General features: G+C 43.9%; 12 protein-coding genes. 4 read left to right on the top strand and 8 right to left on the bottom strand.

Annotated elements, in window-relative coordinates; all coding sequences use genetic code 11:
• Positions 1 to 104 precede the first annotated feature (104 nt).
• A complete protein-coding gene (locus PYW33_RS07450) occupies positions 105 to 1,817 on the top strand; it encodes an electron transfer flavoprotein-ubiquinone oxidoreductase (protein WP_004646974.1) in 1,713 nt (570 codons plus the stop codon).
• Positions 1,818 to 2,076: 259 nt separating this feature from the next.
• Here the strand turns inward: PYW33_RS07450 and PYW33_RS07445 are convergent, their stop codons facing one another.
• From PYW33_RS07445 to betI, 5 genes are all read right to left on the bottom strand, one after another.
• Positions 2,077 to 4,278, bottom strand: coding sequence for an OsmC domain/YcaO domain-containing protein (locus PYW33_RS07445; protein ID WP_004646975.1), 2,202 nt, complete (start codon positions 4,276 to 4,278; stop codon positions 2,077 to 2,079).
• A gap of 334 nt (positions 4,279 to 4,612) precedes the next feature.
• Positions 4,613 to 5,383 carry a TorF family putative porin gene (locus PYW33_RS07440; protein WP_004646976.1) on the bottom strand — a complete coding sequence of 257 codons (771 nt, stop codon included), beginning with the start codon at positions 5,381 to 5,383 and terminating at the stop codon, positions 4,613 to 4,615.
• 129 nt (positions 5,384 to 5,512) lie between these two features.
• On the bottom strand, positions 5,513 to 7,168 hold the full coding sequence (gene betA / locus PYW33_RS07435; protein ID WP_004646977.1) for a choline dehydrogenase: 1,656 nt from the start codon (positions 7,166 to 7,168) through the stop codon (positions 5,513 to 5,515).
• A gap of 11 nt (positions 7,169 to 7,179) precedes the next feature.
• On the bottom strand, positions 7,180 to 8,655 hold the full coding sequence (gene betB, locus PYW33_RS07430) for a betaine-aldehyde dehydrogenase (RefSeq protein ID WP_004646978.1): 1,476 nt from the start codon (positions 8,653 to 8,655) through the stop codon (positions 7,180 to 7,182).
• Positions 8,656 to 8,676: 21 nt separating this feature from the next.
• Positions 8,677 to 9,255, bottom strand: a complete 579-nt coding sequence (betI, locus tag PYW33_RS07425) for a transcriptional regulator BetI (RefSeq protein ID WP_004646979.1) — start codon at positions 9,253 to 9,255, stop codon at positions 8,677 to 8,679.
• A gap of 270 nt (positions 9,256 to 9,525) precedes the next feature.
• Here betI and PYW33_RS07420 point away from each other — a divergent pair, with 270 nt between their 5' ends.
• Positions 9,526 to 11,562 carry a choline transporter gene (locus PYW33_RS07420; protein ID WP_004646980.1) on the top strand — a complete coding sequence of 679 codons (2,037 nt, stop codon included), beginning with the start codon at positions 9,526 to 9,528 and terminating at the stop codon, positions 11,560 to 11,562.
• A 28-nt stretch (positions 11,563 to 11,590) separates the two neighbouring features.
• Complete coding sequence (locus tag PYW33_RS07415) at positions 11,591 to 12,199, top strand: MarC family protein (protein WP_004646981.1); 609 nt, start codon at positions 11,591 to 11,593, stop codon at positions 12,197 to 12,199.
• Positions 12,200 to 12,263: 64 nt separating this feature from the next.
• Here the strand turns inward: PYW33_RS07415 and PYW33_RS07410 are convergent, their stop codons facing one another.
• Positions 12,264 to 14,429 (bottom strand): TonB-dependent receptor family protein, encoded by a 2,166-nt coding sequence (locus tag PYW33_RS07410; RefSeq protein ID WP_004646983.1) that lies wholly within the window; start codon positions 14,427 to 14,429, stop codon positions 12,264 to 12,266.
• Between the two features lie 501 nt (positions 14,430 to 14,930).
• Entirely contained in the window at positions 14,931 to 15,848 is a 918-nt protein-coding gene (locus tag PYW33_RS07405) for a LysR family transcriptional regulator (protein WP_004646984.1), read from the bottom strand.
• Positions 15,849 to 16,169: 321 nt separating this feature from the next.
• Between PYW33_RS07405 and PYW33_RS07400 the strand changes: the two genes are divergently transcribed.
• Positions 16,170 to 16,337, top strand: coding sequence for a hypothetical protein (locus tag PYW33_RS07400; protein WP_004280333.1), 168 nt, complete (start codon positions 16,170 to 16,172; stop codon positions 16,335 to 16,337).
• Between the two features lie 158 nt (positions 16,338 to 16,495).
• Here the strand turns inward: PYW33_RS07400 and PYW33_RS07395 are convergent, their stop codons facing one another.
• The gene (locus tag PYW33_RS07395; RefSeq protein WP_004646985.1) at positions 16,496 to 16,693 is read right to left on the bottom strand and encodes a hypothetical protein; all 198 of its coding nucleotides are present in this window, start codon (positions 16,691 to 16,693) and stop codon (positions 16,496 to 16,498) included.
• Between the last annotated feature and the right edge of the window lie 250 nt (positions 16,694 to 16,943).

Below are 16,943 nucleotides of genomic sequence, written 5' to 3'. Positions count from 1 at the left end.
AAAAATAGATAAAGTCCTATTTCAAATAAAAAGATCAAAAATAAGCTTCATAACCGATTTAGATAATGCTATAAATATCGTATAGCGAAATTGGATTTTATATTATGGAAGATATAACAAGAGAATCGATGGAGTTTGACGTCATCATCGTAGGCGCAGGCCCTGCGGGTCTTTCTGCTGCGATCAAAATCCGTCAGCTTGCAATTGAAAACAACTTAAACGATTTGTCCGTTTGTGTCGTAGAAAAAGGCTCCGAAGTCGGTGCACATATTCTGTCTGGTGCGGTACTTGAACCGCGTGCCATGAACGAGTTGTTCCCGGACTGGAAAGAACAAGGTGCCCCGCTGAATGTCCCGGTGACTGAAGATAAAACCTTCTTCCTGCTGTCAGATGAAAAATCACAGGAAGCACCGCACTGGATGGTGCCTAAAACCATGCATAACGATGGCAACTATGTCATCTCGCTCGGCAACGTGGTGCGCTGGTTAGGCCAGAAAGCCGAAGAACTCGAAGTATCGATCTTCCCGGGCTTTGCGGCATCAGAAATTCTGTATCATGCCGATGGCACAGTCAAAGGCATCCAAACCGGTGACATGGGCATTGGTAAAGATGGCGAACCGACGCATAACTTTACCCCGGGTTATGAACTGCATGCCAAATACACGTTATTTGCTGAAGGTTGCCGCGGTCACTTAGGTAAGCGTTTAATCCAGAAGTTCAACCTGGACAAGGATGCTGATCCGCAACACTACGGTATCGGCATTAAAGAGTTGTGGGAAATCGATCCTGCCAAGCACAAACCGGGTCTGGTGATGCATGGTGCCGGTTGGCCACTTTCTGAAACCGGTTCTTCAGGCGGCTGGTGGCTCTACCACGCGGAAAACAACCAGGTGACCCTGGGCATGATCGTGGATCTGTCCTATACCAACCCCCACATGTATCCGTTCATGGAAATGCAGCGCTGGAAAACCCATCCATTAATTAAGCAATATCTCGAAGGTGGCAAGCGTATTTCCTATGGTGCCCGTGCCGTGACCAAAGGTGGTTTTAACTCGCTACCAAAATTCACCTTCCCGGGCGGCTCATTGATTGGTGATGATGCCGGCTTCCTGAACTTTGCCAAGATCAAAGGCTCACATACTGCAATGAAGTCCGGCATGCTCTGCGGTGAAGCGGTGTTTGAAGCAATTGCGGCCGGTGTACAACAAGGCGGTGATCTGGCGATTGCACGTGTTGTAGAGGGTGAAGATTTCTTTGTCAAAGAACTCACCGCGTATACCGATAAGTTTAACAACAGCTGGCTGAAAGAAGAGCTCTATAACTCGCGTAACTTCGGTCCTGCGATGCACAAGTTCGGTCAATGGATCGGTGGTGCCTTTAACTTTATCGACCAGAACGTGTTTAAAGTTCCATTCACTTTACATGATCTGGTTCAGGACCATGCTGCGCTAAAAACCCAGGCAGCTGAAAGCTTCAAGCCGACCTATCCAAAACCGGATGGCAAGCTGACCTTTGACCGTCTGTCTTCAGTGTTTGTCTCGAATACGGTCCATGAAGAGAACCAGCCAGCGCACTTGAAACTGACCGATGCTTCGATTCCGGTGGAAGTCAACCTGCCGACATGGGATGAACCTGCGCAGCGTTACTGCCCGGCGGGTGTCTATGAAATCATGGAAAATAATGACGGTTCGAAACGTTTCCAGATCAATGCAGCCAACTGTGTGCACTGCAAGACCTGTGACATCAAGGAACCGTCCCAGAACATCACCTGGGTAACACCGGAAGGTGGTGGTGGTCCGAATTACCCGAATATGTAAGGTAATTCCTGTGAATGAGAAAAATACATCTATTTCTCACATTCACATACCCAATCTTGAAGCAGTTAATATTAACACTTCACTTTAATTTTTTAGGTAATCCCAGTTCCCGAGGGAGCTGGGATTAATAAATTTTCAAATAGAAAAATAGAAAAGATTGCATATAGGGTCAGAGATAAAAATGGCCTACTCGAAACCGAGTAAGCCATCTTTAATATTTAAAACAAATGACGAAAACTTTTAGTCATTCATCTATGGATTATTGCTGAGCCACAAACTTTGCACGCGCCGCATGCAGTTTCTTGTAACTGTCAATCAGGCGCAAATGACGATCCAGCCCTTCTAGCTGCATGTTGGTTTCGGTCAAACCATAGAAACGGACTGTTCCTTCAATTGAACCTAAAACGGCATCCATACGGGCATCACCAAACATACGACGGAAGTTGTGTTCATAATCTTCCAGTTCCATTTCATCATCCAGAATGACTTCCAGAACGACATTCATGCACTGGTAGAACAGGCCACGTTCAACGGTATTGGTATTGAACTGCAGGAACTGCTCAACCAGATCTTTGGCTTCTTCAAATTGCTGCAAAGCCACATAAATCAGTAGTTTCAGTTCAAGAATAGTGAGTTGGCCCCATTCAGTATTTTCATCGAACTCGATACCGATCAAGGTTTTGATTTCGGTATAGTCATCCTCATCTGCTTCTTCCAGACGCTCAACCAATGCTTCCAATTGTTCATCATCCAGACGGTGCAGATTCAGGATATCTTCACGATATAACAAAGCCTTGTTGGTATTGTCCCAAACCAGATCTTCTACCAGATAAATTTCCGAATAGCCCGGTACCAGAATACGGCAAGCTGTTGCACCTAGATGCTGATACACCGCCATATAAACTTCATGGCCCATGTCTTCCAGAATCGTGAATAATTCCTGAGCTTCGTCCGCATTCGAATTTTGACCGTTATTAGTGAAATCCCACTCGACAAAATCATAATCTGATTTCGCGCTGAAGAAACGCCAAGACACTACACCGCTCGAGTCGATGAAATGCTCGACGAAGTTATTTGGTTCAGTCGCGGCATTACTGCTAAAGGTTGGTTTTGGCAGATCATTCAGACCTTCAAAACTACGGCCTTGCAATAACTCAGTCAGACTGCGTTCTAATGCCACTTCAAAGTTAGGATGGGCACCGAATGAGGCAAATACACCGCCAGTACGCGGGTTCATCAGGGTGACACACATGACCGGGAACTGACCGCCTAAAGATGCATCTTTGACCAGAACCGGGAAGCCCTGTTCTTCTAGGCCTTTAATGCCTTCAACAATTTTTGGATATTTTGCCAGAACATGTTCAGGCACATCCGGTAGTGCCAGTTCACCTTCCAGAATTTCGCGTTTAACAGCACGCTCGAAAATTTCAGACAGACATTGTACTTGCGCTTCAGCCAAGGTATTGCCGGCACTCATCCCGTTACTTAAGTAAAGGTTTTCGATCAGATTCGACGGGAAATAAACGGTTTCACCATCAGACTGACGTACAAATGGCAATGAACAGATGCCACGTGCTTTATTACCAGAGTTGGTGTCGTAAAGATGGATACCCAATAATTCATCTTCAGGATCATAAATTTCACGGGTATGTTCATCTAAAACTTCTGCAGGTAGTTCGCCATTTGGACCTGGCTGGAACCATTTTTCATCTGGATAATGCACAAATTCGGCATTGGCAATATCCTCACCCCAGAACTGGTCGTTATAGAAGAAGTTACAGTTCAGACGCTCAATAAATTCGCCCAAGGCAGATGCCAGCGCACTTTCTTTGGTCGAACCTTTACCGTTGGTAAAGCACATTGGCGACTGCGCATCACGAATATGCAATGACCAGACATTCGGCACGATATTACGCCAAGACGCAATTTCAATCTTCATGCCGAGGCCTGCCAGAATGGCAGACATATTGGCAATGGTTTCTTCCAGCGGCAGGTCTTTACCTGGAATGAAAGTCGTATGATCAGAAGCCAGACTTGGCATCAATAAAGCTTGAGCATCCGCATCAATGCTTTCCACTTCTTCAATGACAAATTCAGGACCGGTTTGAATTACTTTCTTGACAGTACAACGATCAATCGAACGTAAAATCCCTTGGCGGTCTTTTTCAGAAATATCAGCCGGCAGTTCCACCTGAATTTTAAAAATCTGTTTATAGCGGTTTTCAGGATCAACAATATTGTTTTGCGAAAGGCGGATATTATCAGTCGGAATGTCACGTGCTGCGCAATAGACTTTGACAAAATAAGCCGCACAAAGTGCTGATGACGCCAGAAAATAATCGAATGGGCCGGGTGCCGAACCATCGCCTTTATAGCGGATCGGCTGATCGGCAATCACCGTGAAGTCATCGAACTTGGCTTCCTGGCGAAGATTATCGAGATAATTGACCTTAATTTCCATGTGGATACCTAAATATTCTTATGTGCCGTCACGGACAGATAAGATGCTGAATCTGAATATACAAGCCGGTTCACGGAGGAGAACTTGAATGAAAAATAGAAAATGGTCAGGTTATACCATTTGACGAAGTGTCTGGATAACGCTGCCGAGAATGGGCGCTATTATAGAATTATTTTATGAAATTGATAATATTTGTCTGAAATTCTGGCAGATTAAACCAGATCCTCAGTCTTTCCTGAGCTGCCGGAGCATGAATCAACTTCAAGTCATGGCTTATACTATTAATCAAAGTTGCAGATAAGGCAGATTTTCACCTGCCTAGTCTGAGATAACTTTAGAAATCATAACTCAGTGCAAATACTGCAAGATTACGCTGCTTGTCATCATAGCGGTCATAACCGCCAAAGATATATTCACCTGACACACTCAACTGCGGTAAAAGCGCATAACTGAGTCCGGCAGAAGCATAACGAAAGGCAAACTGCTTTTCAGTATCGCCCAGTTCACCGCCTTCGTATTTGCCTTCATCGTTAAAATAGCTCCCCGCTGCCGTAACGCTGGCATTGAGGCGATCATTTAACTGGTGGCTCAGGTTAAGCGTGTAAAAAGTATCGCCCTGATTGGCATAAGCCACATCATACAGATAAGTCGATACGCTGGCGCCGATACTGGTCTGATCATTCAATGCACGGCTTACATTTAAACCTAGCTCATTTCCAGTGGTGTTCTCACCGCCCGGATAATAATAGGTCGCATTCCATAAATCCCAATCATAATTTTCGCTGCTATAGGTATAACCCACCAGAAAATCATGCTCGAATTTATCTGAACGATGTCCCTGACGCCCCTGCACTTCTGCATAAGAGTATCCAAGCGTAGATCCCCAATATCCGACATAAAAATTGCCATAAGCCAGATTCAATGCAGCCTGTACAGCAACGTCATCATTTTCAGGTGCATTGGTCAAACCGCGGGAGACGTATTTGGAGACCACACTCAAGTTTCCGCTTGCTTCTATTTGTTTTACTTCCGCATCATCGGCATAACAGTAAAAACTTGAAACAGCAGCACAGCCAAACAGCACTGTTTGATTGAATATTTTCATAAAATATAAATTGTATTAAGCAAAGCCGGAGATAAAACGACAGCAGTCGAGGTTTTATCTCCGTTTTGGGGAAAAAATTGAAATTCGTTTTACTCCTGCTTTGCCAGATGACAGGAATAAAACCATGATTTAAGCGCGAGGCGCCTTGTAAAAAGGTGCCGATGAAGGCGCAAGAGCAGGTTTGCCACGAATATGGTCTGCCAGTTTTTCAGCGATCATAATCGTAGTTGCATTGAGGTTACCGGTAATGATCAAAGGCATAATCGAGGCGTCAATCACACGCAACCCCTGCATTCCATGTACGTGTCCATAACCATCGACAACCGCCATGTCATCCTCACCCATTTTACAGCTACAGGACGGATGATACGCTGTTTCTGCATGATTACGAACAAATTCATCAATTTCTGCATCAGTTTGCAGATTTTTGCCCGGACTGATTTCTTCACCACGATAGGGATCCAGGGCGGGCTGATGCATAATTTCACGGGTAATACGGATGGCATCACGGAATTCGCGCCAGTCCTGTTCAGTACTCATATAGTTGAACAGAATACTTGGATGTTCAAACGGATCTTTGGATTTCAGGCGAACCCGACCACGAGATGGTGAACGCATGGAACCGACATGAGCCTGGAAGCCGTGTTCATGAATAGCATTGGTCCCATTATAGTTAATCGCCACTGGCAGGAAGTGATACTGGATGTTTGGCCATTCAAACTCATCCGAAGAACGGATAAAGCCACCCGCTTCAAACTGGTTGCTGGCTCCAATACCTTTACCTAAAAATAACCATTCAGCGCCAATCATCGGCTGGTTATACCACTTGAGTGCCGGATATAAGCTGACCGGTTTTTTGCACTTATATTGTAAGTACATTTCCAGATGGTCTTGCAGGTTTTCACCCACACCCGGCAGGTCCTGAACCACCGGAATATCCAGACTTTTTAACAGTTCGGCCGGACCTACACCGGAGCGTTGCAGGATTTGCGGCGAGGCAATTGCACCTGCACATAGCAATACTTCACGGTCTGCAAAGACCTGAATCGGCTGTAAGGTATTTTGTCCTTCAAAATATTCCACACCAATCGCCTGATTACGATTAAATAGAATACGGTTGGTCATGGCGTGGGTAATAATGGTGAGATTATCCCGGCCTTTGGCTATATCGAGATAACCACGTGCTGTACTGGAACGACGGCCTTGCGGCGTTACAGTACGGTCCATCGGCCCAAAACCTTCCTGCTGATAGCCATTCAGGTCATCAGTACGTGGATAACCGGCCTGTACACCTGCCTCGACCATGGCATGGAACAGTTCATTATTGCCATTTTTAGGTGTTGCCACCGAAACCGGTCCAGAATCACCATGATAATCATTGCCGCCAATATCGCGCGTTTCAGCTTTTTTATAATACGGCAGACATTCAGCATAGCTCCAGTGTTCTAGCCCCTTCAGGCTGGCCCACTGTTCAAGATCCATAGCATTACCGCGAATGTAACACATGCCGTTAATTAATGAAGAACCGCCCAGACCTTTTCCGCGCCCGCACTCCATACGACGATTATTCATATGAGGTTCGGGATCGGTCAGATAGGCCCAGTTATAGCGTCGTCCCTGTAATGGATAAGCCAATGCAGCAGGCATTTGTGTTCTGAAGTCTAGACGGTAATCCGGCCCACCTGCTTCCAGCAATAGGACTTTCACATCCGGATCTTCAGTTAAACGCGCTGCGAGTACATTCCCTGCCGAACCTGCACCGATAATAATATAGTCGTAATTCATCCAATCCTCCCTTATGCGCTAAATACAGACTGGAAAGGACTGAGTTCGACCTGAACTGACTTGGTCTGGGTATATTGCTGTAGCGTGACAATACCGTTTTCGCGACCGACACCCGAATGTTTATAACCACCAACTGGCATTTCTGCAGGAGATTCGCCCCAGGTATTAATCCAGCAAATACCGGCTTCAATTTGATGAATAATACGGTGCGCACGTGCCAGATTTGGTGTCACGACACCAGCTGCCAAACCATACTCGGTGTCATTGGCACGACGAATCGCCTCTTCTTCTGAGTCATAACTCAGAATACTCATGACTGGACCAAAAATTTCTTCACGTACAATGGTCATGTCATCACGGCAGTCGGTAAATACGGTTGGCAGGACATAAGCTCCTTGGACAAACTGTTCATCCTTAGCACGGCCGCCGCCACATAATAGGCGTGCCCCTTCTATCTTGCCTTTTTCGATATAGCCCAGCACTTTTTCCATATGCTCAAAGCTGGAAACCGGACCGAAATTGGTTTCAGGATCAAGTGGATCACCCATACGGATATGTTCAACACGCTGCAAAATCTTTTCTTCAAATTCTGCTTTCAATGCCAAAGGCACAAATACGCGAGTACCGTTGGTACACACCTGACCGGAACTATAGAAATTGGCCATCATGGCAATATCGGCCGCCAAATCCAGATCGGCATCTTCACAGATAATCAGCGGAGACTTACCGCCCAGCTCCATCGTGACTTCTTTCAGGCTAGAATTTGCAGCTTGGGCCATGACTTTTTTGCCGGTTGCGACACCACCGGTAAATGAAACTTTGGCTATGTCCGGATGTGAAGTCAGATAGCCACCAATGTCACCACTACCGGTCACCACATTAAATACACCATGTGGCACACCGGCTTCTGTATAAATTTCTGCCAGTTTTAATGCAGTTAATGGCGTGATTTCACTGGCTTTAAAGATCATGGCATTGCCTGCTGCCAGTGCAGGTGCAGATTTCCATAATGCGATCTGAATCGGGTAATTCCATGCACCAATCCCGGCGACCACACCCAAAGGTTCACGTCGGGTATAGACAAATGAACTGCTTCTGAGTGGGATTTGCTGACCTTCTAATGCTGGCAAAATACCTGCATAGTATTCAAGTACATCTGCACCTGTCGCAATATCGACGGTGGATGTTTCACTAAATGCTTTACCACTGTCGAGACTTTCTAAACGCGCCAGCTCGTCATTACGTTCGCGAAGAATAGCGACAGCCTTGTTCAAAATACGGGAACGTTGGATCGCCGTCATTTCTGCCCAGACTTTTTGGCCTTGCTGTGCCGATTCAACAGCGCGATCGATATCATCTTGTGTACATACCTGCACGTCTGCCAGAACTTCGCCAGTTGCAGGATTAATCGTTTGAAACGTGCTATTGGACGTTGCATGGACATATTGTCCATGAATATAAGGACGTTGCAGTTTGAATGTTGTCAATGGAATTTCCTCGCAGGTGGATTATTTGAGTTGTTGCCGGATATATTCACTACACAGTTCAATCGGCAGTTCTGGGTCAATTTCGCCATTTACCAAAGCACCTCTTAACCAGAATCCGTCAATCAATGCTGCCAGACCTTGAGCGGCTTTCTCTGCCTGGTCTTTATTTAACTTTTTCATGAATTCGTATTTAAGATTGGAATGTAAACGGTAATGATTGATCTGCTGTAAACGGTATAATTCAGGTTGGTGCAAACTGCTAGCCCAGAACGCCAACCAGACTTTCATGGCCGCCTTATCCGTTTGTGGAGCAGCAAAATTACCACGTACGATCGCTAACAAGCGCTGCTCCGGTAAGTCATCAACCTGTATCTTTATCTGTGCAACAGATTTACCCAATTGCTGCAATAAGTAACGCATTGTGGCTTCAATCAAGCCATTTTTACCTTGAAAATAATGACTTATGATGCCGGTTGAGACACCTGCCCTCTGAGCAATCTGACTAATTGAAGCTTCTGCAAAACCTAGCTCATTCACTGCAGCTAAGGTGGCATCGATCAGTTGCTGGCGACGGATCGGTTGCATACCAACTTTTGGCATAAGACTAACCTGAATAACGGATATAACAATAGAAAGTCACTCTGCTAAAGCAAATAGCTGAATGATGTAACAATTCATAAACGCTTTTTTAATTGAACGTTCAATTAATAAAAATTATAGTGCCAGCTCACCCTTGATGTACAGCGCAGTTTGTTTTGGATTTGCAAAAGTTTGTAATTCACGAAAACAAGGAAGCTTTACCGCAGGCTTTTGCTTTTAAATCACACTGCACTGTAGATCATCCGGCAACAACACGATGGTCATGGATTTATGCAAAAGAAAAATGAAGAGATGCAAGATGGTCTGAATAAAGTAGTTTTTTATTTTTCGGCGACACTTATTCTGCTGTTTTCTATCATTACCATTTTATTTAATGAACAAGCCAATCAAGTCATTATCAATATTTTAAACTGGGTCAGTCGTACCTTTAGCTGGTATTACCTGCTAGCGGCAACGCTGTATCTGGTTTTTATCGTCTTTATCGCCTGTTCCCGTTATGGCGAGATTAAATTAGGCCCCAAACATTCCAAGCCAGAATTTAGCCTGTTGAGTTGGTCGGCGATGCTATTTTCTGCCGGAATCGGGATTGACCTGATGTTTTTCTCAGTGGCGGAACCGCTTTCGCATTATATAAATCCGCCTGTAGGCGAAGGTGAAACCTTCGAAGCTGCGCGCCAGTCCATGGTATGGACCCTGTTTCACTACGGTTTAACCGGCTGGAGTATGTATGCACTGATTGGGGTCGCGCTAGGTTATTTCAGCTATCGCTATAATTTACCGCTCACCATCCGATCAGCACTCTATCCTATTTTTGGAAAAAAAATTAATGGTCCAATTGGCCATACTGTGGATACGGCTGCAGTACTCGGCACGATTTTCGGGATTGCCACCACCTGCGGGATTGGCGTTGTGCAATTAAATTACGGCCTGCATGTATTGTTTGATTTACCAGAAAATATCTGGATTCAAACTGCACTCATCGCCGTTGCCGTGATTATTACTATTATTTCAGTCACTGCCGGTGTCAATAAAGGCATCCGGATCCTGTCTGAAATTAATATCTATGTATCAATTGGGCTGCTGCTATTCATTCTGTTTGTAGGCAATACCGAGTTTTTATTAGCCGCCTTGATTCAGAATTTTGGTGACTATATCAGCCAGTTCCCGAAGCTTTCTTTAACCAGTTTTCCTTTTGAACAACCGAAAGAGTGGATGAATAGCTGGACCCTGTTCTTCTGGGCATGGTGGATCGCCTGGTCACCTTTTGTCGGTCTGTTCCTGGCCCGTATTTCCCGTGGTCGTACCATTCGTGAATTTGTCACCGGGACTTTGGTTATTCCTCTGTTATTTACCCTGACCTGGTTGTCTATTTTCGGTAACAGTGCTTTATACAGCGTGATTTTTGATGGTAATACTCAACTTGCTACGACAGTTTTAGAAAATCCGGCACATGGTTTTTATGATCTGCTGGCGCAGTATCCAGGCTTTACCTTTACTGCAGGTGTCGCCACTATTACCGGCTTGCTGTTCTATGTGACCTCAGCGGATTCAGGGGCATTGGTATTGGGAAATTTCACGACCAAATTCACTAATATTGAGCATGATTCACCGCGCTGGCTCAGTGTGTTCTGGGCCATTGCCATCGGTTTGCTGACTTTGGCAATGCTCATGGCGAATGGCGTAACAGCATTACAGAACACCACAATTATTATGGGTCTGCCTTTTAGTTTCGTCATTTTCTTTGTGATGGCGGGACTGTATAAGTCCTTGCGTCTGGAGGATTTTCGTCAGGCAAGCACCAGCCTGAATGCGGCACCTGTGGTCGGTAATGTGGATATTTTGAACTGGAAGAAGCGTCTGAGCCGGGTCATGCTGCATCCAAGCCTGTCCCAGACGCGGACCATGCTGGACAATGTTTGCAAACCAGCCATTGAGGCCGTTGCAACCGAGTTAATTGACAAAGGTATTCAAGTAAATATTCAGGAAAAATCGCTTGAGGAAGAACCTGAACTGTATCATCTGGATCTGACCATTCAGCTCGATGAAGAAGAAAACTTTGTCTACGAAATATGGCCGGTACGCTATGACACGCCAAATTTCAGTTCACGTGGTAAACGAACCAAACGTTATTACTATCGTCTGGAAAGTTATCTGTTTGAAGGCTCTCAGGGAAACGATCTGGTCGGTTACAGTAAGGAACAGGTGATCAATGACATCCTGGATAAATATGAACGCCATATGATGTATCTGCATATTAACCGGATCAGCCCAGGTAAACGTCCGCTGTTCCCGGACCGTGAAATCTAGGATATCTCAACTACGGAAGGACTGAATGATGTCAGAAAGTTTGAATGCATTTGCCCTGTTTTTCTCCCTGCTCAACCCTTTTCTGATGAGTATTTATATGCTCGGAATTATCCGTAATTCCGACGCAAAAGTATTCAACATGGCATTGATTCAGGGCAGTCTGATCAGCTTTATTGTGTTCATCATTTTTGCAAAAACCGGTGAAGCCTTCTTTAATGAAGTCTTGCATGTACGGTTTGAGTCCTTCCAGATTTTTGGCGGTATTATTTTTCTGGTGATTGGCTATCGTTATGTCTTTGAAGGTGCTGATACGATTGGTGTGATGCGTGGAGCGCCCAGTCATCTGGCGGGTACGATTGCCATGCCGTTTATGATCGGTCCCGGCACCATTTCGGCTTCCGTGATTACCGGGATTCAGCTCAGTTTAATGCAAACCATTCTGGTGATCTTCTTTACCCTGTTTCTGACCTGTAGCTTGCTAATTCTGATGAAATACCTGCATGATCATTTACAGCATAAATATTCCAACTACATTGACCTGTATGTCGATATTGTCGGTCGTGTTGCAGCGCTTCTGATTGGTACGATTGCCATTGATATGATTGTGACAGGCGTTACCGGAATTTTGGAAACCTGATAAATCCTTTCTATCAATAAATAAAAAGAGCGGTTTTTACCGCTCTTTTTTTGATTTTAAATAATTAAAATTTAAATGACACACCGGCATAAGTAGAAAAACCTTCACCTGGCGAAGATCGCGTTACATCAGCACCTTGATCATTTAAACCAGGAATCACGACCGCAGCATATTTTTCATCGGTGATATTTTTAAAGTTGATCCAGGTTTTCCATGATTGATGCTCTGGCGCATAACCCAGGTCAATACCCCAGATCTGATAGTCGTCACTAAATCGGCTATTGGCATAATCATGCGCCATTTTGGATACATATTCAGTATTCAGACCAATATAGAGGCCATTATTCAAGGCATAACTCAGTTGAGCCTGATAAAGATGTTTAGGGATTCCCGGTAACTGGTTCTTGCCAAACAATGGATCATTTTTGTACTGAAAATCGCTAAGGGTATAAGCCTGTTGCAGACGCAGTTCGCCATATTCGGATTCATGCAATGGCGTATCCAGACTTAGCTCCACCCCTTGATGAATCGTTGGCGTGGCATTTGATTCAACAGCAATGGGCTCTGAAGGTCGATTCGATCCATCTTCATAGGTTTTAATCATTTCAGAGGTTAACAGTTCATTTTTCACTTTGGAATAATAGTAGCTCAGTGCCCAGTCTCCAAAGACTGATTGTCCACGTCCACCCAGTTCAAAGCTATTAGCGGTTTGCGTGTCCAAATAGATTGGCGCGCGCACCCGGCCAGAAGCGACACCACTGTCAAAATAATACGGTGAAGACCAAGCCATCGCCCAAGGATGTGCTGGCTCAATGCTGCGGCTTAAATTGGCAAACCATTGCACAGACTCATTCGGCTGATAGGTCAAACCAAGTCGTGGTGCAAAATTCCATTCATAACGGCTGACTTCAGGACTCGCCACAGGATAAGTTACTTCACTTTCCCGATGGGTATACACCGCTGCCAGTCCCAAATCTAATTTGAACTGATCATTTAATGTGGTTTCCTGATCAAATTGCAGGACGTTGTCTGAACCGCGATAGGTATAACGGCGGGTAACGGTATCTGCCGGATACAAAGTTCCATCAATAGTCGTATCACGTCGGATGGTTTCCGTTACACCACTGTCCGGACGATGAGTCGTGCTGCGCAAGGCAATACGCCCCTGATGCTCCAGACCTAGAAACTGGTAAGGTTTTTCATACTGGAAGCGCGCTGTAATATCTTCATAATCGACATTGGTACGATAACTGCTTTCACGTAAATCCAGCGGATAGTGATGATAAGCCAGACTGCCAGTCAGTTTTGCATCATCCTGTAAATTCCAGGTCGTGGTATTGGCCAGCCAAGTACTGCCCGGCTGAATCCGTTTGGCATCTACCGCTAAATTAAAGCTATTCGCTGCTTCAGGATCATTTTTGAGCTGTTCTTGTGTAATCCGTCCTGGAGTTAAATGCTTGCTCTCACGGTAACGAGCATAAAAACGGGTTTCGATATCCGGACTGATCTGATAGCCCAAATTAAAAGCTAGACCCTTACCATCGCCTTCAGCATGATCCTGAATTCCATCAAACTGGGTACTCGTCAGCGCCAGATAATAATCCATCTGATCCAGCTTTCGGCCGGTACTAAACTGATATTTTTGATAACCATGGCTGCCCATTTCATATTTGATTTCAGAGCCATCCTGATCTGCGCCGGTCTTGGTTCTATAGTTGATTGTTCCACCTAAGGCCAGTCCGCCTTGCTTAAAGCCATTGGCTCCGCGATAAACCCCGACATGATCAATCCACCAGGGTTCTAGCAGTTCATACGCTGTACCGCCCGGCCCGGTAAATGGAATATCGTCAATCAGGACGTGCGTACCGGATGCGTGTGCACCTGAAGTCCGGTTGATTCCTGAGCCACGGATCGATATTTTTGCACCTTCATTCCCTGCAGACTGGGCATAAATTCCTGGCTGTAAACGGAACACATCGGCTGTGGTTGCAAGTCGCTGCTGTTCTAATTGCTGCTCACCAATGAAATTCGTTCCTCCTGAAACCTGAGCCAGCTCTTTCTGATATTGCTGCTGCGGATTGGCATTTTGCTCAGCGCTGATCACAATAGTATTCAGCTGTTGAACATTGTCCGGTTCTACGGCAGTTTCAGCATAAAGATGACCTGAGACAATCGACAGAATCATGAGGCTCAGCGGGCTTTTCTTGAGAGGAATTTTTGTCATGTGCATGGCGATTTTATACAGTCCTGTATAAGTGATTCCGTTTTATGAGAGGAAATCAGTTTAAAAATTATGCTGTAGCATAGATCAACATTGTTATTTTCAGGAGTTATTTTCTGCCAAAAAATTGACTGATCAGCGTATGTTTTTTCATTTTATTTAATCTTTTTATTAAAAATCAACTTGCAAGATCAAAACCACATCCTCACAAGTTCCAAGAACTTAATTTTTAAGTAACTGATATTTAATAATATGTAATTTAATTCTGCACAGATGTATTTCCACTTGGCAAAATGTGATAAGTAGAAAAATTTATAATCGACCAAACTAGTTCTTTAATTTCGAAAGTTGGCCGAAGTTGTATATTTTCTGATTTAAAGTAGACAAGATTAACCTCATCACCTTATAGAAAAATTGAAATCCTTGAGAGAAAAACAATCAATTTTTAAAAATCCTGACGATGCAGGATTTTTAAAAATAACGGACTAAATATATTTAACTATTCGCAAATTAGCTGTAATAGACCTGTCTTTTCTTGGAAAACCGATCCAGCTGTTTCAAGAAGCCTTCAAAATAATCTTTCTGTTTTTCTTCTGTGCGATAGCCGGCGTATAAAGTTCGACGTAAGCCTTCAGGCGCTACACAGTCTAAACGGCGTGATGTCACCCAGCCTTTCTGCTCATATTCATTTACCACCCAATCAGGTAATGCACCAATCCCGCGACCACTTGCCACTAACTGAATCAGCATTTGAGTCAAGTCGGTGGTGCGAATGGCTTTTGGTAGAATATTAGCGGGAATAAACAAGCGCGACATAATGTCTAAACGGTGTTTATCCACCGGATAAGTCACCAGCGTTTCTTCAGCAAGTTCCTGAACAGTAATCTCTTTCGCACGTACCAGTGGATGGGTATTGGATAAAACCAAGCGTGATTCGTATTCAAATATCGGAAAATATTCAATGCCTTTAAGCGCAATCGGATCAGCCGTAATTAAAAGATCAAACTCTCCGGTTTGTAATAATTCATGCGGATTCGACTCAAAACCTGAGGCAAAGTCCAGGTCTACATCCGGATATTGCATCCGGTATTGATTGAGTAGCGGCATCAACCAGTCAAAACAGCTATGACATTCAGAGGAAAAAACAATTCGTCCGGTCTGACCATGCACAATTCGGCTGATATCACTCTGTGCAATTTGAACTTGCGGTAATATTTCATCTGCCAGTTTTAGCAACCGCTCCCCAACATTTGAAAAGCTCACAGGGCGACTACGCCGATTGACCACTTCGATGCCAAACCATTGGTCGAGTTCACGTAGCTGATGTGACAAGGCTGACGGGGTTAAACATAAATCACTTGCTGCTGCAACCAGAGAACCATGCTCCCGCAGAGCAGTTAAAGTTCTTAAATGGCGAAGTTCTATCATGAAAAATACCGGAAATTTAAAAGACGGATGACACTTAATCTGTCTTAAGCATAACCCATTTTTCTTATTTTATTTAGTTTTTCTCATTTCAAAACCAGAATAATGAGATATATTCAACTATTAGGTTTAAATTACTATTCCCTTAATTTCATTAATTTAATTTTCTTGGTTAACTTAACCATCATTAAAATAACCCATAAAATATTGATTAAACTTACAGCAGCAACAAGATAGAAAACTAACTCCGGTATAAAAGTCACAGAATAATTTTGCTGCACTCATACAATAAAAATTAGAAAGTATTTTAGAGGATGAAAGACTATGTCGAATCCAATCGATCGAAATGATGAAGAACTCACTGAAGAACAACTTGATCCTCAAGAAAAACAGGATCGTGAGATCCAGCGAGGTCAATTAGGCCTTCATGATCCACAGAGACAACGTGATCAGCTGCGTCAGGAAAGACAGGATGAGGAACAAATTCAGTAATTTTCCCTGAGATGCAAAATAAAAAACTCCCCATTCTTAAAATAGATGGGGAGTTTTTTTTCAGTATTAAAAAGTTAGGGACTAGTTTTTCGCATCACCACATCTTATACATCTGATCTAATCTGAACAGCTCACCTTCTTGGATGAGTGCTATTTTACTATTTCGTTTCTGTAGAGGCTTTTGCTTGTAGGGACTGCGCTTGTATTTCTGCCGTTTTTTTCTTGGCCTGAATTTGTGCCGCTATTTCCTGATTTTTCTCAGCAAAACGCAAGCCACCATCTCCGGCGAGACTGGTTTGGCTCATCACCATGCTGCTGCTCAAGATTAAAATCAGCTTAAAAAATTGAATTTTCATGTCTCATCTGCCTTTTTATTCTAATGGTATTAAAAATAAGCAATTATTATTCCAATGTTTTTATGCTTACTTAGATTTTAACTGCACTTTCTATTTTATAGGGATAATCTTCGAAAACACAGAGTCAATCATCGTAAAAATAGAAAAATCTGCAATAAGAATAAATAGATATTTTGACTACATCTCAGCTCAAATCACATCTGATTTTTTACTTCAGTCAAAAAAAATCGTTCAACAGCTTATTTGGATT

This window comes from Acinetobacter lwoffii, from assembly GCF_029024105.1.
In the GTDB taxonomy this organism is placed as follows: domain Bacteria; phylum Pseudomonadota; class Gammaproteobacteria; order Pseudomonadales; family Moraxellaceae; genus Acinetobacter; species Acinetobacter lwoffii.
This window is presented reverse-complemented; position numbering and strand designations above follow the sequence as displayed.

Bases quoted from the DNA above. Each gene is read 5' to 3' on its own strand.
- PYW33_RS07410 (WP_004646983.1), bottom strand. From the start codon at position 14,429: ATGCACATGACAAAAATTCCTCTCAAGAAAAGCCCGCTGAGCCTCATG.
- PYW33_RS07400 (WP_004280333.1), top strand. From the start codon at position 16,170: ATGTCGAATCCAATCGATCGAAATGATGAAGAACTCACTGAAGAACAA.
- PYW33_RS07405 (WP_004646984.1), bottom strand. From the start codon at position 15,848: ATGATAGAACTTCGCCATTTAAGAACTTTAACTGCTCTGCGGGAGCAT.
- betI (WP_004646979.1), bottom strand. From the start codon at position 9,255: ATGCCAAAAGTTGGTATGCAACCGATCCGTCGCCAGCAACTGATCGAT.
- PYW33_RS07440 (WP_004646976.1), bottom strand. From the start codon at position 5,383: ATGAAAATATTCAATCAAACAGTGCTGTTTGGCTGTGCTGCTGTTTCA.
- PYW33_RS07450 (WP_004646974.1), top strand. From the start codon at position 105: ATGGAAGATATAACAAGAGAATCGATGGAGTTTGACGTCATCATCGTA.
- PYW33_RS07420 (WP_004646980.1), top strand. From the start codon at position 9,526: ATGCAAAAGAAAAATGAAGAGATGCAAGATGGTCTGAATAAAGTAGTT.
- PYW33_RS07415 (WP_004646981.1), top strand. From the start codon at position 11,591: ATGTCAGAAAGTTTGAATGCATTTGCCCTGTTTTTCTCCCTGCTCAAC.
- betA (WP_004646977.1), bottom strand. From the start codon at position 7,168: ATGAATTACGACTATATTATTATCGGTGCAGGTTCGGCAGGGAATGTA.
- PYW33_RS07445 (WP_004646975.1), bottom strand. From the start codon at position 4,278: ATGGAAATTAAGGTCAATTATCTCGATAATCTTCGCCAGGAAGCCAAG.
- PYW33_RS07395 (WP_004646985.1), bottom strand. From the start codon at position 16,693: ATGAAAATTCAATTTTTTAAGCTGATTTTAATCTTGAGCAGCAGCATG.